The organism is Vibrio splendidus (genome assembly GCF_002873455.1).
Classification (GTDB): Bacteria; Pseudomonadota; Gammaproteobacteria; order Enterobacterales; family Vibrionaceae; genus Vibrio; species Vibrio splendidus_J.
The window spans coordinates 1-20,897 of the sequence record NZ_MCUN01000021.1; the positions used below are offsets into that span (position 1 = coordinate 1).

At 43.1% G+C, this 20,897-nt stretch carries 17 protein-coding genes; 9 read left to right on the forward strand and 8 right to left on the reverse strand.

Going from position 1 to position 20,897, the window contains the following annotated elements:
- Nucleotides 1–1,768: VolA/Pla-1 family phospholipase (locus tag BCU75_RS16795; protein ID WP_102474494.1), on the forward strand; the 1,768-nt coding region annotated here is incomplete at its 5' end.
- 133 nt (nucleotides 1,769–1,901) lie between these two features.
- On the opposite strand, the gene BCU75_RS16800 is transcribed toward BCU75_RS16795, so the two are convergent.
- The 3 genes from BCU75_RS16800 to nrtS are packed head-to-tail and all read right to left on the reverse strand — an operon-like array spanning nucleotide 1,902 to nucleotide 3,842.
- Nucleotides 1,902–2,633, reverse strand: coding sequence for an EAL domain-containing protein (locus BCU75_RS16800; RefSeq protein WP_102474495.1), 732 nt, complete (start codon nucleotides 2,631–2,633; stop codon nucleotides 1,902–1,904).
- A 52-nt stretch (nucleotides 2,634–2,685) separates the two neighbouring features.
- Nucleotides 2,686–3,600 (reverse strand): methyl-accepting chemotaxis protein, encoded by a 915-nt coding sequence (locus tag BCU75_RS16805; protein WP_102474496.1) that lies wholly within the window; start codon nucleotides 3,598–3,600, stop codon nucleotides 2,686–2,688.
- A 2-nt stretch (nucleotides 3,601–3,602) separates the two neighbouring features.
- Nucleotides 3,603–3,842 carry a nitrate/nitrite transporter NrtS gene (gene nrtS / locus BCU75_RS16810; protein ID WP_102474497.1) on the reverse strand — a complete coding sequence of 80 codons (240 nt, stop codon included), beginning with the start codon at nucleotides 3,840–3,842 and terminating at the stop codon, nucleotides 3,603–3,605.
- 970 nt (nucleotides 3,843–4,812) lie between these two features.
- On the opposite strand from nrtS, the gene BCU75_RS16815 reads away from it, so the two are divergent.
- Complete coding sequence (locus tag BCU75_RS16815; protein ID WP_102474498.1) at nucleotides 4,813–6,429, forward strand: endonuclease; 1,617 nt, start codon at nucleotides 4,813–4,815, stop codon at nucleotides 6,427–6,429.
- Nucleotides 6,430–6,522: 93 nt separating this feature from the next.
- On the opposite strand, the gene BCU75_RS16820 is transcribed toward BCU75_RS16815, so the two are convergent.
- The gene (locus BCU75_RS16820) at nucleotides 6,523–6,975 is read right to left on the reverse strand and encodes a septal ring lytic transglycosylase RlpA family protein (protein ID WP_102474499.1); all 453 of its coding nucleotides are present in this window, start codon (nucleotides 6,973–6,975) and stop codon (nucleotides 6,523–6,525) included.
- A 358-nt stretch (nucleotides 6,976–7,333) separates the two neighbouring features.
- Here BCU75_RS16820 and BCU75_RS16825 point away from each other — a divergent pair, with 358 nt between their 5' ends.
- Complete coding sequence (locus BCU75_RS16825) at nucleotides 7,334–8,548, forward strand: 4Fe-4S binding protein (protein ID WP_102474500.1); 1,215 nt, start codon at nucleotides 7,334–7,336, stop codon at nucleotides 8,546–8,548.
- 136 nt (nucleotides 8,549–8,684) lie between these two features.
- Here BCU75_RS16825 and BCU75_RS16830 read toward each other — a convergent pair whose 3' ends face one another.
- Entirely contained in the window at nucleotides 8,685–9,176 is a 492-nt protein-coding gene (locus BCU75_RS16830) for a VOC family protein (RefSeq protein WP_102474501.1), read from the reverse strand.
- Nucleotides 9,177–9,661: 485 nt separating this feature from the next.
- Between BCU75_RS16830 and ahpC the strand changes: the two genes are divergently transcribed.
- Nucleotides 9,662–10,219 (forward strand): alkyl hydroperoxide reductase subunit C, encoded by a 558-nt coding sequence (gene ahpC / locus BCU75_RS16835; protein ID WP_004736364.1) that lies wholly within the window; start codon nucleotides 9,662–9,664, stop codon nucleotides 10,217–10,219.
- A 227-nt stretch (nucleotides 10,220–10,446) separates the two neighbouring features.
- Nucleotides 10,447–12,039, forward strand: a complete 1,593-nt coding sequence (ahpF, locus tag BCU75_RS16840; RefSeq protein WP_102474502.1) for an alkyl hydroperoxide reductase subunit F — start codon at nucleotides 10,447–10,449, stop codon at nucleotides 12,037–12,039.
- Nucleotides 12,040–12,227: 188 nt separating this feature from the next.
- On the opposite strand, the gene BCU75_RS16845 is transcribed toward ahpF, so the two are convergent.
- The gene (locus BCU75_RS16845) at nucleotides 12,228–12,827 is read right to left on the reverse strand and encodes a LysE family translocator (protein WP_076676830.1); all 600 of its coding nucleotides are present in this window, start codon (nucleotides 12,825–12,827) and stop codon (nucleotides 12,228–12,230) included.
- A gap of 120 nt (nucleotides 12,828–12,947) precedes the next feature.
- Here BCU75_RS16845 and BCU75_RS16850 point away from each other — a divergent pair, with 120 nt between their 5' ends.
- Nucleotides 12,948–13,433: an Lrp/AsnC family transcriptional regulator gene (locus BCU75_RS16850; RefSeq protein WP_102474503.1), complete on the forward strand. Its 486-nt coding sequence runs from the start codon at nucleotides 12,948–12,950 to the stop codon at nucleotides 13,431–13,433.
- 131 nt (nucleotides 13,434–13,564) lie between these two features.
- Here BCU75_RS16850 and BCU75_RS16855 read toward each other — a convergent pair whose 3' ends face one another.
- Together BCU75_RS16855 and BCU75_RS16860 are read right to left on the reverse strand one after the other, a co-directional pair.
- Nucleotides 13,565–14,935 (reverse strand): L-serine ammonia-lyase, encoded by a 1,371-nt coding sequence (locus BCU75_RS16855; protein ID WP_102474504.1) that lies wholly within the window; start codon nucleotides 14,933–14,935, stop codon nucleotides 13,565–13,567.
- Nucleotides 14,936–14,978: 43 nt separating this feature from the next.
- On the reverse strand, nucleotides 14,979–16,520 hold the full coding sequence (locus BCU75_RS16860; protein ID WP_102474505.1) for a sodium:solute symporter family transporter: 1,542 nt from the start codon (nucleotides 16,518–16,520) through the stop codon (nucleotides 14,979–14,981).
- Between the two features lie 348 nt (nucleotides 16,521–16,868).
- Here BCU75_RS16860 and BCU75_RS16865 point away from each other — a divergent pair, with 348 nt between their 5' ends.
- From BCU75_RS16865 to BCU75_RS16875, 3 genes are all read left to right on the forward strand, one after another.
- Nucleotides 16,869–18,164: an MFS transporter gene (locus BCU75_RS16865; RefSeq protein ID WP_102474506.1), complete on the forward strand. Its 1,296-nt coding sequence runs from the start codon at nucleotides 16,869–16,871 to the stop codon at nucleotides 18,162–18,164.
- 162 nt (nucleotides 18,165–18,326) lie between these two features.
- Nucleotides 18,327–19,343 carry a nuclear transport factor 2 family protein gene (locus BCU75_RS16870; protein WP_102464394.1) on the forward strand — a complete coding sequence of 339 codons (1,017 nt, stop codon included), beginning with the start codon at nucleotides 18,327–18,329 and terminating at the stop codon, nucleotides 19,341–19,343.
- A gap of 199 nt (nucleotides 19,344–19,542) precedes the next feature.
- Entirely contained in the window at nucleotides 19,543–20,619 is a 1,077-nt protein-coding gene (locus BCU75_RS16875) for a porin (RefSeq protein WP_102474507.1), read from the forward strand.
- Nucleotides 20,620–20,897 lie beyond the last annotated feature (278 nt).

Consider the following 20,897-nt stretch of genomic DNA (forward strand, 5'->3'; position numbering starts at 1 on the left):
CAAATTCACTATGCCACTACATACAGTTATATTAGCTAGCGTATTTTCTACGGCGTCAGTTGGAAATGTTGTCGACGCGGTAAAACGTTTAACAGAATATAGCTACGCAAATAATCGCCCACTAAACGAGATATACCAATCTGAATCATTAGATTTATCTAGCGCGTATACCATGAAATTCTCTGCGACAGAGGATTTTTTGACTGCTCTTACCAATGATAACAATATTAAGCTTAATCCATACAATCAATATAAGGATATGAAAAGCACTATTAAGCAGTGGTATCAAGAATCCGGCGCCAAGGTAAATGTGACTAGAGGAACAGTGAAATTACCCTATTACCTACAAAAGGGAGATGACTGGGACACTCAACCAATGACATCTGCAATGCCCAGCACATTAAAAATTCAACAAGCACTTCTAGACCCAAGTGAGTCCGAGAATATACGTGAACAGCTCCGTTCAGGAACGTTTAAAAACGACCCTGTTGATACTTCTGCTCTGATGACATCATTTTCGGAACAGATGAAGCTAGTTGGTAGCTCGCTTAACTTAAACAATGGACAGCAATTAGACCCAGAAAGGTTACTTACTCGATACTCTCCAATCCCTCATATTACAGAAGTTAACGACGTACCATTTATACTCATTACGCCTAAAGATGGGCAAATAAAGGATATCGTTATTTTTCAACACGGGGCATCCAATGTAAAAGAAAACGTATTTAATAATCTATACGAGGTGGCCAATGCTGGACTGGCTGTTATTGCTATCGATACACTGCATCACGGTGAGCGTGCGTTAAGTCCGGCTCAATCTGGAAATACCGACATATTTAACTATATAAACCTCTCCTCATTCCCTGTGCTAAGAGATAACTTCAGACAAACCTACCTTGATATTATAGGGCTAAGAGCAAGTTTAACGATTAGCGCTCAAACAGGGCTATTAAATGACACTCCACTGGAAGGCTTTGATCCTAAGCATGGTTCAAAAGTTAAAATGCTTGGGTTTTCTTTAGGGGGGATCATTAGCTTTGGCGCAATAGCGAGATCTAATGACAGCTTGGACAATGATTTTTCAAAACAACTTTATCAATTTTCTTCTCTTTCGATACGAAGCAGTGCCGGTCACCTTTCCGGAATTGTATTAGGTTCGGATTTCTATCGCCCACCTACAAAGCACCGTATTGCTTATCAGATGTTTTCATCTTATAAAGATTACGCAGATAACCACTGTAAAATCAAAAAATTGAGTAGTGAAGCAAATGATGAAGAGCGGATATCTGCCCATGGTCAGTGCTACGCTGACTTTGAAAAGCAAGCATCCCCTCAATCAAATGAAGCTGTTTCAAAAGGTTTTAACGCATTCGCGTACGCAATGCAAAATGCCTTCGATAGTGTTGATCCCTTTAATAATGTTAGTGATTTCATTGCCGATGATGGCACCCTTTCAACGCCGGTATTTGTTACCGAAGTGAGTAATGATTATGCCGTTCCAAATTCAGTCAGTTGGTCTCCGTTTACTGGCACTGAGCCAATATCAAATAAATTAGGTCTCCAGTTTATCAATAAAGCCAACTCAAAAATAAAGACACCGGAAGCGGTACTAGTCATATTTGATCCGAGGGCAAAACACAGTACATTTGGCAACCCTCTACCTGATAATAGTGACTTACCTCATCATAAAGAAATGATGAGACAGACAATAGAATTCCTTCTTAATGATTCATTATCTGAGATAAAAGACCGAGCGGTATTGGATTAATTATCAAGCTAGACGCGCAAAAAGTAGAACTGTAGGTAGTGTTGTAATGGATGAGGTATGAGTGGATGAGTGGATGAGTGGATGAGTGGATGAGTGGATGAGTGAGTTTAGCCACTAGGCTGGGTTTTGTGACTCAAATAAGTGGCTGTGGCTTATCAAAAAGATAGCCTTGTGCTAGATCGATGCTCAGTTGCTCCGCCATATCGAGCTGTACGTGCTCCTCAATCCCTTCAGCTAAAACAGCGCCACCGTAGTCATGAACCGCTTTGACGACCGCTTTTATTTCATCGACTAGAGTTGGATCAAACGTAAGCCTGCTGATGATTTTGATGCAAAGTTTGACTACCTCAGGTTTGACTTCATCGATCAGCGCCAAATCAAAAAATCCGCAGCCAACATCGTCAAGCCAGAACTGATAGCCTTTCTTTCTCAATTGAGCCATTCGCTGTTTTATTGGTTGCCAGTCTCGTATCGGTAAGTGTTCAGTGAGCTCAATCTTAATTCTTCCAGCCAGTGCGTAGCGGTTTAATATCTGAAATACAGTCTTATCTAACAACAGGTTAGGAGCAAGATTAACGGTGTAACATCCTATAGATGTATGGGCGGCAATGTTTTCAAGATGAACTTCGAGGATGACAATTTCCAATTGCCTGCTGAGCTGTTGCGATTGAGCAGCGATAAACAACTGATCGGGCCGATGCCACAAGGAGTCTGAAGGACCACGAACTAAAACCTCATATCCATAAGTGGTCTGGCGTTTAAGATCTCTAATAGACTGAACATATGAATATAGTGAACGCTCACTTAAGATATCACTCAGTGAAACAGCAGTCCCTGTTTCAAGTGGTGTTTGGCTTTGGTTCATGTCGCAATTTTCCTTGTTTGCTTACACGCTATCGTAGTTAAGCATTTCTTTGCTAGCCCGTTTTATCATTCAGTTGCAGATGAGATAAAGAGTTGACGATCCGTTCCGCGAGTTCATGGTTGTTGCCCGAGAGGCTTATTGATAGCTTGGTGTCTTCAACTAGGGCTTCCATGTTTTGCTTAACCGTGTTGGAGTCAGACAGTTGAGCTTCAATGGCGTCCATAATGGTTTTAGACGATGTTTTGCTATCAAGCGACATGGTCATCAAGTTCTGCATGTTATGCATGGTGTCTTTGGTTACTTCTGAGCTGAGAATAATGACGTCCTCAACCTCTTTTTGTTTGTTGAAAATGCTGTCTGATATCTTTGAAATCGACGCCATTTCAGTATCGATGCTCTCAGCGGACTGATTCGCCGTGTTCGCAAGTTGACGAACTTCGTCTGCGACTACTGCAAAACCGCGACCGTGCTCCCCAGCTCGAGCGGCTTCAATCGCGGCATTAAGCGCCAACAGGTTTGTTTGTGCAGCGATACCTTTAATCGAATCCACCAATTGGGTGACGTTCTTGTTAATCTCATCCAGTGATTCGAGCAATTCGCTAAATTGGCAAATCTTTTCTTTAGAAACCAATACCTGCTCTTCCAAAGCCTCCAGCTTGTTGATGGTATTAGCCGCAGTTTCTGCCGTTTGACTGGAGTATTGATGACTCTCACAAGACAGCTTGTTAATACTTTCTGACTGCTCGATAAAGTGATTCACTAACTCATAGCTCTGTTCAATCGACTCAGCACGACTTCGTGACGCTTTATGAACATTGGCCGCATTGACGTGAATTTTCTTCGCATAGTTGGTGGGATCATTCTGTTTGAATAGAGAGTACTTTTCAGAGATTTTGTTCAGTTCTGCAAGATGGCTGGTATGAACTTCGACAATATCCGATGACGGTTTTTTAAACGAAAATATCATTATTAGACGGCCTTCTTTCGGGATTGAAGAGTTGCAGAAACGCTGGCTTGGGTAGACACACTAAAGGGTACGCAGTAAGTCATTAAGATCTTAATGATCAGCGTTGCGTCAATGTTGCTGGAGAGCAATTTGTCACCGTGATTAATGAACATAAGAATGGTGCCAACTATGAGAGAAACCTTGAGTGAGCGTTTCAGTATCGTAGGTTCGCCTGCGGTTTTAATAAACTGAGCTAAAGACATCTGCAACCTCTGTTTAGATGAATATTGTTTAGGTTAATATTGTTTTGGTGAATCATATACATTATTGAACGATTGTTCAAATTGATAGTGGTGTTCAACTGCAACTTACGTAAGGTTAATTGAGTATATTCAATCTCTAAAAGTTCTATGTGCATTAGAAGTGTTCTTTCGCATTGAGGCTTTGTTGCGTAACTCGATGTAAGTAAATGTCAATTACACTAATTAATGAGAATTTAGACTAATGGTGAGGCCTTACCAAAATACAAAACACTTACCGAAAGATAATATAGTTTGATCGATTCCAATAAAGTTTGTCATATTTCCTCTGTCAGTTCAGTTGGCAGGGGTTATGTGAACCGACTATAGCAAACACGCCTTTGCCCCATTGTGAGCTAGTCTTCGCTGGCCTCACAGTTCATTGTTCAGCTTTTGACTTAATTGATCTGCTCTAGTGAGACTGGACACTAAGCTCAGCGACTTTGTCCATACTTTTAGTTATTGATGATTTATTAATTTAGTAAAGTCACTGAAACAGAATTGTCCAGAGTCTTCATAGACCTGAAACTTTACTCGTGGCACTTTTCTCTCAAAGTACCTGAATCGGAAACAATATGTGCTTGCACGGTTTTCAACTAGAAATTAGAACCAAACTCAATTATATGCATAATTTTCAGTTAGTTAAGTAAAGGTGGGTTCGAACTTTAGTAGAGGTTGCATTTACTATAGGCAGGGCTTGTGGATAAGTGCGTACTTTTGGTTCATCGCAGCTTTGCCCTGAAAGCCGAGATGAACCTTTTTTCTATAATCTAGCGCGTAAAAGCATTTAACAAACCAATACTGCATTGCTTTACATCACACATATTAATAAAAGTGATAATGTTTACATTTATAAATGTGATGTATATCGCCATTCATCTTTTGATTACTTTCTAAGATTAGTTGGTTTTTATCCAATTAAACAGAAGGTTATATGATAAATAGAATAATAAAACTAAGTGGCGTTGCATTACTTTGTTCAGCAAGTGCACATGCGCAAATGCAAAATGGAAGTTTCGAAAACTGGGAAGGAAACGTACCATCTGGATGGAGTGTGATTGACTCCGGCATTGTACTTTCACCCTCTACCGACCCTGTAAATAACGGCAGTTTCTCTGCACAAGTAACAGTGAATACAAGTACTCAAAGTAATACCGATGTTCTTCAAACGATAAGTGTTGAACAAGGGAAAACTTATGATTTCTCTGTCGATGTTTATCACACGGAAGGTAACGTGAAAGCTCGCCTTTTTGTTGATGGCTATTTAGGCTACTCGAATAATGGTTTAACGAATCAGTGGCAAGCATTGACTCACTCGTACAGCGCTACGAGCACTAAAGATATCGTTGTGGGCATACGATTTTATGATGATGCAGGTTTTGATGGTTCGGAAGTAGTGTATTTAGATAACTTTCAGCCTACGGAGACTCCTCCAACACAAAGCTGCAATGACACAAGTGCCGCACTCACGCTAGTGGCGGATAACTATGGTTCTGAAACCAGTTGGTCTCTCAAAAACTCAGTTTCTCAAACTCTTTATTCTGGTTCAGACTATCAAAGTAACACCATCAATGAAGTGGAAATGTGTTTAGCGGATGGTAGCTACACCCTAGAAGTCTCAGACTCTTATGGCGATGGTATGTGCTGCAGTCTGGGGAATGGTTCATACAGTTTGTCGGTAAACGGAACCGTTGTGGCATCTGGTGGTGATTTCAAAGCAAGTCAGAGTACAGAATTTACGATTGGTGGCTCAACTACACCACCAACTGAACCTCCAGTGTTAGGTGAGTATTACAAAGACGCTGAAGGCAAAGTGGGCTTTGCGTTAAAAACGGCCTTGTGTCAAATTATTGATAATCATAGTAGCCAGGGTTACACCGCTATTTGGAGATTGGTGTCTGAGGCTGACCTAGACGCATACTATGACACTGATGGGTCGATTCTCGATATGTATTCGGAGAAACCTTCAAGCTCAGATTCAATCCAATTTACTAAGGTGGCCGATCAATGTGGTCAATACAGCAAAGAAGGTGATTGCTACAACCGTGAGCACTCATTCCCGAAAAGCTGGTTTGGTGGGAAAGTCGAGCCAATGAATTCTGACGGTCACCATTTATTTGCCACTGACGGCTACGTAAACTCGAAACGTAGTAACTGGCCATTTGGTGAGGTGAGCAGTGCGACATACACATCAAGCAATGGTTCTAAGTTAGGCAGTGCAGCGAACTCTCTTGGTTATGTGGGCACGGTGTTTGAGCCAATTGATGAGTTTAAAGGTGATTTCGCAAGAGCATATTTTTACATGGCGACACGCTATGAAAATGAAATCGCTAATTGGGAAGGGAACTCTACAAGCTCTGATGCCGTTCTGGATGGAACCAATACAACCGTTTTTGAACCTTGGCTACTTACTATGCTAAAGCGTTGGCATTCTGAAGATCCAGTCAGCCAAAAAGAAATCGACCGAAATAAGGCGGTACATGATTTTCAAGGGAATCGTAATCCGTTTATTGACCATCCAGAGTTTGTAAGCCAAATCTGGGGAAATTAATCGGAAAAGAATCACCATGACAATGGTTTCATGAGTATTGAATTGAGCCCAACCCCTTGTTTGGGCTTTTTTATTGAGAGGCATTAGAGAGGATTAATGTTTGTATCGAAAGGTATTACTGTCATCAATGATCTCAATTTTGACTTGTGCTACGCCTTTCTTGACGTCACCAACTTGAGAAAATGCCTTGTGGGAAAGGTCAATGACTCGGCCTTTTACATAAGGGCCTCGATCGTTAATTTTCACATCGACAGATTTGTTATTGGCGGTATTTGTCACCTTCACTATAGTCCCAAAGGGCAAAGTTTTATGAGCGGCTGTATAGGCGTTCTTGTTATACGTCTCGCCACTCGCCGTGAGTTTTCCATGGAATTTATCGCCATACCAAGAAGCTTGACCAGAAAGAGCATGTGACTTGGCATAGTCCTTTGTTTTTGATCCGCCGACTGCCGACGTTGAGGTGCATCCGGCTAATATCATAAGAATAAGAGCGGTAAAGATAATATGGAGTTTTTTCATGTAATTTGGGTGCGCTAATCTGTGCATTTTCTCTATTTTCGTTGTTTTTTGGTTCGCAATTTAATGCTGAGTATAGTCACTGCTCAGCAAAGGCTACCATCCGGTATGTGTGTCCAATGTTTTCATGAAGTACACTTTCTTCCGTCATTTCCATGAAAGGTTTTATCGTCAAAACGTCAACTTTAACAACGTCTTAAATTTGGCGATTTCTTATTCACACAATTCAGATAATCCCAAATCACTTAATCAAAAATTACCCTTAATGGTTAGGCGATAATTTGATGAAAATTAACTCAAATCAAAAATAGGTAAGTTAGCTCATTAATCATCAGACATACTCTTCGATGCGATTTATAGTGCCATTCTGTAATTAAACGGTGGCTACATGACTTTTATTGAATCCTTTACCTTAATGCTTGCATTGATTTATAGCATCTGTGTTCTCTACACTAGCGGTAAAAAGCTCGGTAGCATCATAACTTCCTGCATTGTCATCATTGCTGTACTTAGTGCTGCCTACTGGCCTCTGCTTATCGCGCTATCATTAGCGGTGGTTGTCATCTCTTCCGTTTTTTACTTTAAACCTGCCATGATCACGGCTTCATCTAAGACAAATGTCTTGCGTCAAATCAGCCAACACGCGATGGCACTTTCATTTTTTTTAGTGGCGATCCAATACACCCTTCACACATGGCTTCTTGTTCATCAAATATCTCCAAGCTTCATGCGACCCGATGTTACGGATGCTTTCCTGCCTATTGCTGCAGCCATTCAACTTAAAGCGATCTTTTCTATTGGATTTTGGGATCAAACTCACCCAGCAGGTGCAGTTATGCTCGCAACTGTGTTAGTGACTGGCATTGCTTGTAAACGTGCATTTTGTGGGTGGATTTGTCCGCTAGGTTTGGCTGGGGAATATCTGTATAAATTACGATTAAAATTTGTAAAGAAAGCGTATTTACCGCCAGTATGGCTCGATTGGCCATTACGTATGATGAAGTACTTATTGTTAGCTTTCTTTACATTTATTTCGGTAGGGATGCCTGTAGCTAGCCTGACTTATTACCTCAATGGCAATTATCATAAAATCGCTGATGTGAAAACCGCTTGGGTATTCGTTGAGCCTGGAATGATCACTCTTGGTGTTTTAGCGGCAATTCTATTGATGTCGGCATGGCGGCAACGTGCTTTTTGCCGATACTTTTGTCCTTATGGTGCACTACTCGGGATAGCAAGCCTGTTTAGCCCATTTAAAATTCGTCGAGATACTAAACATTGTTTAAATGAAAAAGATAATCTGAATTGCAGCAAATGCACTCGCGCATGCCCTTCTAATATTATTATTCATACCGCTAAACAAATTCGAACGGATGAATGCCAAGCTTGTTTACGTTGTGTTGCAGCTTGTCCAAGTAAACAAGCTCTTGGGCTAAAAACACGTAATGGTTGGCAATTGTCATCTAAGTACCTTCTCGTCTTAGTGCTAATAATTATGTTCGGCATCCCTCTATTGTCTTTTGCATCGGGTTATTGGCACAGTCAAACAGCCAATGAGATCCGTATACAATTAATTCAAATGATGGATTACCTCAGTTATTGATCTAAGCTCTAAGCTCTAAGAGTAGGCACACTTCAATTCACACATACCGCAAACGCAAAAAGAGGATTGGCATCTCTACCAATCCTCTTTAGGGGGTGTTTCGGTTTTCTACCTTATGACAGGTAGGCAGCGCCTCTTACTCGTAGTCAGTCGCGTACGTATCTTCGTATGTGTGCGAGTAGAATTCGAACAAATTGCCAAACGGGTCTTCTAGGTAAACCATTTGTGCTTGTTTTAGTTCGTCTTCTGGATGGTAACGCATGATGTCCATACGAACCTTACCGCCATACTCTTCTACACGCTTGATTGTTGAATGAAACTGTTCTTTTGGAAGCTGTAGACAGAAGTGGAAGATGCCTAGGCGAGAGAAATCAACTTCGTGACGCTCTTGGCGCTCTTTCATTTCGAATAGCTCTACACCGATACCATCGCTAGTTACTAGGTGAGCAATATTGAAGCCTTTAAAGCCTTCACCAAATACCGCGATACACATACGACCGATTGCTGATTCGCGCTCTTCCATCACCTTAGTGTTGTTCATTACGATTCTTAGACCTAGCGCTTTCGTGTAAAACTCAACGGCTTTGTCCATGTCGCCAACCATGATGCCTACGTGATTCATTTTCATAACTTGCTCCAAATTCGTTTTTAATTCTGTGTGTTTCGAAGTCTAGCTTCGGTAGTTCGTTTCGATGAAGAGAGTATAGGGTGAGGTGATAATCAAATGAAATTATCATAATTTATATTAATGATAATTTTTTGTTATTTAATGGCTCATATGAGATCCCAACTCACTTAAAGAAACACTGTCTACATAGATGTTCACACTAGACATAACTGCTCACGCTAATGGGGATAAGCCTAATATAGAGAACAACCTAAAGAGCATAGCTACCCAAATGGAGAGTTGCCCAGTTTGATAGCTTTTGTTGATAAGCTTTGTCGATAACTTCTGTTGATAGCTTTTATCGATAACCTTCTTCTTTCAAAGATAGGATTTACCTATTGAATCTATAGAAATGTCCGATTTCACTAATTTTCGGTGCGAATGCAATATAGCTCCATCGACGCGGGATAGCGTTAAACACTACAAATTAGAAAGAGAGTCGAATCATGATCAACACAGAAATCAAACCATTCAACGCAACAGCATTCAAAAACGGCGAATTCGTAGAAATCACAGAGCAAGACGTTAAAGGCAAGTGGGCTGTATTCTTTTTCTACCCAGCAGACTTCACGTTTGTATGTCCAACTGAACTCGTTGACTTGCAAGACAAATACGCAGAGCTTCAATCTCGTGGCGTAGAAGTTTTCTCAGTATCAACTGACACTCACTTCTCTCACAAAGCATGGCACGATACTTCTGACAAAATCGGTACTATCGAATACTTCATGGTAGGCGACCAAACAGGCAACATCACAAACAACTTCAACGTTATGCGTGAAGGTCAAGGCCTTGCAGACCGTGCAACTTTCCTAATCGACCCTGAAGGCGTTATCCAAGCAATGGAAATTACAGCTGAAGGTATCGGCCGTGACGCTGAAGACTTACTACGCAAGGTTAAAGCAGCACAATACGTAGCCGCTCACCCAGGTGAAGTTTGCCCAGCTAAATGGAAAGAAGGCGAAGAGACTCTAGCGCCATCTCTAGACCTAGTAGGCAAGATTTAATCTAAGCCTAGCTAAACAAGAATAGCCAAGAAAGAACAAATAAAGCAGAACAGTTAAACGGTTCTACAGGCGCGCTTCGGCCTCCCTCCTAAAGGGCAGTTGCGCGCCACCCTTTCAAGCCATCAACACCACAATATTTGCCGACTTGCGCCCCCTTTTTATTTTCCTTTTTCAGCAAGAAGGTATTGGTCAATACCAAGACACAGAATTTAAGAGCAGGCACGATTATGTTAGATCAAGCAATGAAGCAGCAGCTAAAAGCATACCTAGAAAACCTAAAAACCAATGTTCAGTTAGTGCTGAGCCTTGATAGCAGCGACACCGCGAACAAACTGCAAGATCTCGCGAATGATATCGCCTCTCTCACCGACAAAATTGAAGTGATTCGAGATGATAGCGCAAGCACTCGCCGCCCTATCATGCAGGTAGTGAACCAAGAGAAAGGCACAGCGATCGGTTTCGCTGGCTTGCCAATGGGTCACGAGTTTACATCACTGGTACTGGCACTGCTTCATAGTGGTGGTCACCCAATCAAGCTTGAAGCTGACGTAATCGAGCAAATTAAAGAATTAGATCAAGAGCTTAATGTAGAGATCTTTATCTCGCTATCGTGCCAAAACTGTCCAGAAGTGGTTCAAGCATTCAACATGATGTCGGCGATTAACCCGCTTATTAAAACAACCATGATTGATGGCGCAGCGTTCCAAGAAGAAGTGAAGTCTCGCGACATCATGGCAGTACCAAGCGTATTTATTAACGGTGAGTTGTTTGGTCAAGGCCGCATGTCACTGGCTGAAATCCTCAACAAAGTTGATTCAGGCGCTGCAGAAAAGAAAGCAGCTAACCTAAACGAACAAGCACCATTTGATGTATTGGTTGTCGGTGGTGGCCCTGCGGGTTCATCTGCGGCAATTTACGCTGCACGTAAAGGCATTCGCACCGGTGTGGTTGCTGACCGATTCGGTGGTCAAGTGATGGATACCATGGCGATTGAGAACTTTATCTCAGTAAAAGCAACCACCGGTCCTAAGTTAGTCGCAAGCTTAGAAGAGCACGTAAAAGAGTACGGTGTTGAGGTCATGACTGAGCAGCGCGCAGCAAACATCATTGCGGCAGAAGACACAAAAGACGGCTACATCCACGTTGAGCTAGAGAGTGGCGCAACATTGCGAGCTCGCACAGTCATCACAAGTACGGGTGCACGCTGGCGTGAAATGAACGTTCCGGGTGAGCAAGAGTACCGCAACAAAGGCGTCGCTTATTGCCCACACTGTGACGGCCCTTTATTCAAAGGAAAGAAAACAGCGGTTATCGGCGGTGGTAACTCAGGTATCGAAGCGGCGATTGACTTAGCGGGTATTGTTGAACATGTAACCGTACTTGAATTTGCAGATACGCTCCGTGCCGACCAAGTGCTTATCGACAAAGCGAACGCGACACCGAACATCGAAATCATCAAGATGGCACAAACAACACGAGTAATTGGCGATGGCAACCGAGTAACGGCTTTAGAATACAAAGATCGTAACACCGATGAACTGAAGCAAATCGACATTGCCGGCATCTTTGTTCAAATTGGCCTGATGCCAAACAGTGAATGGTTGAAGGGTTCCAAAGTTGAGCTTTCACCACGCGGTGAGATTGAGATTAACGCTCATGGCGCAACATCGATGAAAGGTGTATTCGCAGCGGGTGACGTAACAACCGTGCCTTACAAACAGATCATCATTGCGATGGGTGAAGGTGCGAAAGCAAGTTTAGGTGCATTTGACCACTTAATCCGTAATTCAGCTCCGGTTAAAGAAACTGAAACCGCTTAATCTTTAACCTTAAAACTTAAAACTTAAAACTTAAAACTTAAAACTTAAAAAGCTTTTAGGCTTAAAAGCTTTTTAACCCAAGTTCCTTAAATATTTGTTGGCTTGATACTTTATTGCTAACGACTTAGTCGGCATTTAGACACCACTCCTATGGATTTAGGAGTGGTTTTTTTATTTGTAGAGACTCTTTATGCAGGTTGATAAAGCATAAAGGCAACCACCATCGCCAAGCTTCCGCCCAAGCAACGGTTCACAACCATCATCTGCTTTGGTGATTGCAGTAGCTTTTTAAGCATAGTGCCGCAATACGCCCACACCAACATGCACGGTACGCCCGTGATCACCATACCAGCAATAATGGTCACCACTTGAATTAGGTAGTCTGCATTCGGGGTAATGAATTGCGAGAACACGGTTAATGATGCAATCCAACCTTTAGGATTCAACACCTGCACCAATACGCCAGACATAAAGCCCGAGCGGTTGTCGGTCGTGCTTTCTTCGATTTGCATGTTGGCAATCGACCACGCCATAAACAACAAGTAAGCTGCGCCTGCGTATTTCAAAATACTGTAAAGATCTGGGTAAAGGGTAAATAAGCTCACCAAACCGACACTAGAACCCGCCAGTACGATGATGATGCCAAAAGCGTTTCCAGATATAAAAGGTAAAGTCGCGGCAAACCCATAACGACTTGAAATCCCAAGTAATGCAATATTGCCTGCCCCAGGTGTAATTGCGATCGAGATTGAAAACAGCAAAAACGCCAGCATTAACTGAGAGCTCATTTCCTCTCACTCCTAATAAGTAAATTATTGAAGCGAAGAGTTTACAGATTCGACTAGGAATTAAATTGCTATATAGGCTAATATTAATCCAAATTTGAGCAAGACTTTTCTAAAATAGCCATGAAACAGAAAGAATCCACCAAAGAAGTGTTAGATGACACAGATATCGCCATCTTAGAACATATCCAACAAGACGGACGCATGAGCAACAGTAAGCTCGCTGAAAAGGTCAACCTTAGCGAAACCCCATGTTGGCGTCGTTGGAAACGTATGGAAGAGACCGGGTATATTGATGGATATGCCGCCCTGCTAAACCGTAAAAAGCTCGGTTTTCATGTCGCTGGCTTTACCCTTGTGACCCTGGGAAATCATGAAGTCGAAAACACAGAACCTTTTGAAGAGTTTGTTGCGGTGACCGATTGGATTCCGATGTGCCATTGTATTGCAGGTGGTGCTGATTACATGATCCAAGTGTTGGCTAAAGATTTGGAAGAGTACTTTGAGCGTATTAGCTCAATCAGGCGAGTAAAAGGCGTGAGTGCAATTCAATCGAATATCTCTGTGAAAGAATTGAAAAACAGCTATCAGCTTCCTCTTGGGGAGTAATCTTACTTTTGCTTGATAAGCACTCGTCGTCTTTCTCCAGAAAAATGAGATTTAAAAGCCCAGTCATCATAGAGTTCTGAACTCTAGTGATGCTGGGCTTTAATATTGAGCCGAATTAATCTGCTAAATGACTACTCACACGGCGCAGCAAGATGAATCAGAGCTAAGCCGCCAAGTGAGGTTTCTCGGTATTTCTTATTCATGTCCTTACCCGTTTGATACATAGTCGCGATAACCTTATCCAATGAGATCAAACTCTTGCTGTTGCGTTTGAGTGCCATACGCGATGCATTAATCGCTTTCATCGCGCCCATTGCGTTTCGTTCTATGCATGGCACTTGCACCAAGCCGCCTATCGGGTCACACGTCATGCCCAAAGAGTGCTCCATCGCGATTTCTGCCGCAATACAGATTTGTTCATTACTGCCACCGCGCAACGCCGTTAATCCTGCTGCCGCCATAGAGGACGACACGCCCACTTCACCTTGGCACCCTACTTCTGCACCAGAAATTGAGGCATTGGTTTTGTATAAAATGCCTATCGCACCTGATACTGCCAAGAAATCTTTTAGCTGTTTGGTATCGAGCTCTTTAATGAAGCGATGGTAATACATCAATACGGCAGGAATTACGCCTGCAGCACCATTAGTGGGTGACGTTACGACTTGGCCGCCAGCTGCATTTTCTTCACTTACCGCAAATGCAAACAAGTTTATCCAATCCATGATTTCCATCGGGTCATTTTCAACGGCCGCATTAGCTTCAAGCTTCTTCAACAAGTTTGGAGCACGACGCGTGACGTTCAAACCGCCATCAAGGATACCTTCTGTTTCAAAGCCGCGTTCCATGCAACGAGTCATTACTCGCCAAATTTGATCGGCCTTTTCTGAAATAACATCATCGCCTTGGAAAGCCGCTTCATTTTTCAGAATCATACCACCCAAGCTCATGCCGCTTTCTTCTGCTTTTCGCAGCATTTCATCGGCATTTTTGAATGGGAAAGTGACGTCGACCGATTGGGTTTTGGTGCCATTCTGCAGTTCATCAGCGGTCGCAATAAAACCACCACCAATCGAATAATAGGTTTCATCAACAATCACATTACCGCTTTGGTCAAACGCGGTAATCATCATACCGTTTTCATGCAAAGGCAGATTGTCTTCATGAAATAGCATGTCAGTTTGGTAATTAAAGCCAATGGTGTGGCTACCACTCAACTGCATTTCACCACTATCGATAGCAAGGCGCATCGCTTCATTAGCGCTCGTGATTTTAATGGTGTCTGGCTTATTGCCAAGCAAACCTAGAATGGTAGCTCTGTCAGTGTGGTGCCCTATCCCGGTTAACGATAACGAGCCATATAAATCAACTTGAACACGAACGACTTCTGCGATTCTATCGGCGATTAATTGTGTGAAATGGAAACCCGCAATCATTGGGCCGTTGGTGTGCGAGCTTGACGGGCCAACACCAATTTTATAGATATCAAAAATGGACAGCATAGATTTACCTGTTAAAAATTAGCCAGTTGAGAAAATTTACTCATTAAGAAAGAGCGGCATAAAGCCAATCAGGGATAACAGTACAAGCTGCAATCGTCACAACAGCAAATACCAACAAGCCGTAATGACTCGCGGTAGGCTTAGCGAACAAATGCTTTTGCTTGGCAATAAATTCGTTTTGTTGCTCGGTAACTTCTCCCCAGAAACGACTGACGACAACACCTAGCACTAAGAAAACCACAGTGCCGATTAAGGCGAACCAAGGCCAAGAGATACCACAGTATTTTGCAATGAACACCACAACCACACTACCGATACTGCCCGCAATTACGCCGCTCTCGTTAGCTCGTTTAAAGAACAAACCCAGGATGAAAGAACCAAGGCGAATACCAACAAAAATGGAAGTCAGGCTAGCGATAGTCTTGAGCACTGATTCATTGGAAACGGCCAATAAAGCAGGCACAACAACCGAAGCTGCTGCAACTAAACTCATTTTTCTTGCTACGGATTCATAATGTGCATCGGATGCTTTTTGGCGGAAAAAACGTTTATAGAAATCGAAAGTCGCGACCGTTGCCATTGAGTTATAGGTTGAATCCAAGGTCGACATTGCCGCTGCAGAAAGAGCGGAAATCACCAACCCAACAATAATTGGGTTGGTATGATTAAACACAAAATCGAGAATCACTTCGTTACTATTTTCAAAACTCTGGTCTTGATAAAAGACACTCAACAGCACGCCCATCACGGCAAAAAACAAATAAATAAAGAACGCACCGTAACCACAAAGCAACATCGATTTCTGTGCTGTTTTAACACACTTAGTTGCTAATGTTCGCTGAATAATCAGTTGGTTAGTACCATACACACTCAAGTGTAAGAAACTCACGGCGACTACGCCGGCCCATAGTGTGGTATCCACACCCAAATCGAAGTCTAGGTTGATGATATTGAGATGCTCTGGCGACAACACTTCACCCGCATCAATTTTCATCAACAATAATCCAAAAATGGCAATGCTGCCGATAATCAACACCGCCGACTGCAACATGTCTGTCCATATCACCGTCGAGATCCCACCAGCATAGGTATACACCGCGGTAAATAAACTGATGTAGATGATCGCCTCGGCTATACCAATTGGCAGCACTTGCACCAAGATTAATGCAACCGCATACAAGATCACCCCAGCCGAAATACACTGAACCACAATGAACACGATGGAATTGATCGTGCGAGCAACAACGCCAAAGCGGTGCTCTAGGTATTCATATATTGAAGTCAGGCCAAGTTTGTAAAACACCGGAACGAAAAAAACCACAGTGAAAAAGATCACGACTGGGTAGTTGAGGTGAACGCTCATCGCCTCCATACCCGAACTGTAAACCCAGCCCGGCATGCCAACGAAGGTCATCGCACTGATATAAGTTGCAAGAATCGACACACCTGCGGTGAACCAACCAAATTGTTTACCACCCGTTGAGAAGTCGCCACCAACGCTATAACGCTTATTTACTAAGTAACTGATAAATAGTGTGGTTAGTACATATAAAGCAATAACCAAAAAACTTGAGTACGTAACCATTTCTAGATTCCGTTTATTATATTTCGCAATTCATTCGCCGCCAATAGTACTCAAAAATGGATATTTTCCCTTAAAAACCCACAATAAGTGTGATTATTGTCACTAAGATAGATGATTAAACGCTCTAAACACGTGAAAACACCGAAAATCACGATCTAATGAGATCAAGATCACTAAAATACACAAAACGGGTACGCACTCATTTTAAAATTGACTTTGATCACGGATCTAATAACCACAAAAATTCTATTATCTATCCCGAAATGAAGATGGTGTGGTGAAGTTCAATAACCACTACACAATAATCAAAACTAAAAACACCCTATAAAAAATAAAGGTTTATCGGTCATGACTACTAAAAGACACATGAGCGAAGTTCCTATGATTCAAAGGGTAGCCGCTTATCTTGCAATTCTAGTTGGCTACTTTTTCTATTGTTATAACTTTGTAATTATTGACTACGTACGCCCATACATCGTTGATGCGTATGATGGTATTAACTTAGCGGATACCGCTCAGTTCTATACATGGCAGTCGGTTGGCGCACTTATTGGTGCTCTAAGCTGTGCATGGGTGGCATCAAACTTTGGTAAGAAATCGACTCTTATTGTCATCACTGCACTGAACGGCGGCGCAACCATCATCAATATGATGTTTACTGACTACGCGATGTGGGCAGCAATGCGTTTCATCATCGGTATTTCTTTAGGTGGTTACTTCACCGTCGCTGTGAGCTTGATGATCGGCCTATTCACGCCATCAGTTCGCGGTAAGTTAACGGCATTTGCTTCTTCTATGTTCTCTGTTGCTCTAATGGCAATGGGGGCATACGCGGCGTTCATTTCTAGCATAGATGCACCTTGGCAGAGCCTAATGTGGGTGGGTGGTATTCCTCCTCTAGTTGCTGCTGCACTGATGATCTTCATCCTGCCTAGCGACAAAAAAGTGATCGCTTACGGTGAAGAAGATCAAGCCGCGGCTGAAGCATCGAATAAACCAGCGAAGAAAGGTTCTTGGGGTGAAATGCTAAGCGCGCCTTACCGTAAGCTAACCATCACTTGTCTACTACTGGCTGGCCTTAACTTTTATGGCTACCAATTCTTCTCAGGCTTCGTGACAACGTACCTGAAAGAAGTTCGCCAATTTGACGGTTCAACTATCGGCATCATTTTCTCTATCTCAGCATTCGGTTCTCTATTCGGTGCTTGGGTATGGGGTGCAATCGCCGACAAATACGGCCGTAAAGTGAACGCGTTTGGCTTCATTCTTGCGGGTGTCATGGCTTCAGTCTTCTTCGTTGCACCAAGCGACGTGATGATCGGCAGCCTAAACATGCTGGCTATCCTAGGTCTTATCTACAACTTCGGTTTGTCTGCTTCTGCAGTGTGGGGTGGCTACTTCTCTGAGTTGTTCCCAGCTCACCTACGTAGCTTCGGTGCAGCTCTGTTCCACGGTGGTCGTATCATCGGCATGTGGGCACCAATGGTGTTGGTATTCATCCAAGAGCGCAGCGACCTTGCAACAGCAATGTGGGGCTCGCCAATCGTATGGATTCTGGCTGGTCTACTGTGGCTATCTCTACCAGAAACATTGAAAGGCGGCATTTTCGACAAGAGCAAGAAAGCGGAAACAGCAAAAGCTTAATCCCCCTTTATTTAAAGACTTCTAAAAGTTGAAAACCTCTAAAAGTCGAAACCTCTAAAGACACGAAATAAACATCAATCCGGCTGAGAAATCAGCCGGTAACAAAATCCAAATCGAGTCCTGTTCCGAATGTTGGCTCGACAACAAAAAAGAGAATTTACTATGTCTAAATATCAAGAAGCTAAACGCATCGTTCGCGATTACTTTGACGCAATGGAAAACGCAACTCACGAGAACGTTGCTGAAGTTTTAAAAGCGCACACGTCTGAAGATTACTTGTGGCGCGGTGTTTACCCATTCCGCGAGCAAGAAGGCGCACAAGCAGCGGCTGACGTATTCTGGGCGCCAATGATGAAGTCAATGACTCGCATGCAGCGTCGTCAAGACATCTTCATCGGTGGTAACAACGAAGTTAACCCAGATGAAATTTGGGTAATGAGCATGGGCCACTTCATGGGTCTGTTCGACGCTGAATACCTAGGCATGCGCCCTACTGGCAAGATCATGAACGTTCGCTACGCGGAGTTTAACTGTGTTGTTGATGGCAAAATCACTAAGACAGGCCTGTTCCTAGACCTTCTAGGCATGATGGATCAAGCGGGTTGCTACCCACTTCCACCATCAACTGGTAAGCACTTCGTATACCCTGGCCCACGTAACCACGATGGTCTGCTATTCGAAGACGCGGCTCCAGAAGAAGGCGTTGCAACGCTGGCTCTAGTCAACAAAATGGTTGATGACCTGTCTGCTCTTAACGACAGCGGCGCGATGGGTTGCCCGCCAGAAGTACTAGCGAAGAGCTGGTCAAAAGATATGATTTGGTACGGCCCATGTGGTATTGGCGCGTCTTACACGATTCCTCGCTACCAACAACAGCACCAACTTCCTTTCCGTAACAACCTGAAAGACAAGAAGTTTAACGGCCACGTTTGTCGTTTCGCTGAAGGTAACTTCTCTTGTTTCTTCGGTTGGCCAAATCTATCAAACACACCAACGGGCGGTTTCCTAGGTATGACTGGCGGTGAAGTTCGTGCCAACATGCAAGTGGTTGACGTTTACTACCGCGACGGTGACAAACTGTCTGAGAACTGGGTTCTTATCGACCTTCCTTACTGGCTACAACAACAAGGTGTCGATGTGTTCGAACGCACTGCATCTATCTTGAACCCAACTCTGTAACCGTGTCCTATTGTTTACCTAGTCCTTACCTACGCTAGGCAAACATGACTGCCGAGGGCTCCTTCTCGCCCTCGGCAACTTGCTCCATCCAAGATAACCAACTTGTGCCTCACGGATGGGCACACCCTGCCAAACCATTACCTATATAACGGGCTTGAAAGCACGGCGGCTTTCTACGGCCTGAATAAAGAGAATAATAATGAACAAGTCGATACTTTCTGCAGTGATCCTAACGGCACTTACGTCAGGTTCAGCTTTTGCTGCACACACTTTTACCAATGACGCGGGCGACAGCCTTACTTTAGATGGACGCTTTGACGTTCGTTACCAAGATAAAGGTGGCGATCACAACGGCGAATGGAACAGCGGTAGTTCTCGTTTCGGCCTTAAAGGCCAAATGGGGCTAGACAACGATTGGACTGGCTTTGGCCATGCCGAATGGGGTTACAACTCGGGTGCTAACGGCGACAATATTTACGACCGACTTCTATACGCTGGCGTAGAGCACGAGAAATACGGCAAGATTGCGGCGGGTACTAAGCAATGGTCAACCTTCTATGACGTAGCTTGGTTTACCGATATGGGCCGTGTATTTGGTTCACGTGGTTCAGGCTATTACAACCTGTCTGACTGGGGCATTGCTTCAGGTACAGGTCGTGCAGAAAATTCAATCACTTACCGCAACAACATTAGCGATAACTGGAAATACGGCTTCACTTATCAAACCACTCGTGAAGATGTTGGCCTAGCTAACAACTTAACAGCAACGCTGAAAAACGGTATGGGTGCGTCAACGCTTTACACTGTGATGGATGGCTTAACCATAGGTTTGGCTTACCATCAAAATGAATTCGACGATGTTGATGCTGGCGTTAAAAGCATCAAAGATGGTGATACACAGCGCATCGGTTTGTTAGGTGTGAACTACACCAGCAACGGTCTATTTGTTGGCTTCACCTATAGCCAAGGTTCAAACTGGGAAACCACCAGCCAAGCTGAATTCTACGACCACCGTGGTGCTGAATTCTTCACTTATTACCACTTTGAAAACGGTCTGCGTCCAACCTTTAACGTTAACTACTTAACGGACACAGACGACAATGCTAATGGCTACGATCGTCAGCTTATTATCCCTGGTCTTGAGTACCACTTTAAGAAAAACAAGTTCTTAGTATGGACGGAATACCAAATCGATAACGGTAACGACAAATCAGTGGGTAACCATTACGAAAACAATGACGACCAGTTTGCTGCGGGTATCCGTTACTACTTCTAATAGCTAACAGTTAATGGCTTTTGGCTTTTGGCTTTTGGCTTTTGGCTTAACAGTCTAATAACTTAGCGGTATGTCACTCATTTTATGAGTAAATTCGTAATCTAAAGCTCTGCTCTTGTGCAGAGCTTTTTGATAAGTGCACTTTTAAGTTAATACAAATAATGGGTTATACCCAACATTAAATTTAGAATAATCAATATTCCTTATTTTTCAGTCTATTCCTTAGTATTACTTTATGAGTACGTACCTAATTATGGTATTCTGTGCGCAGTCAATTT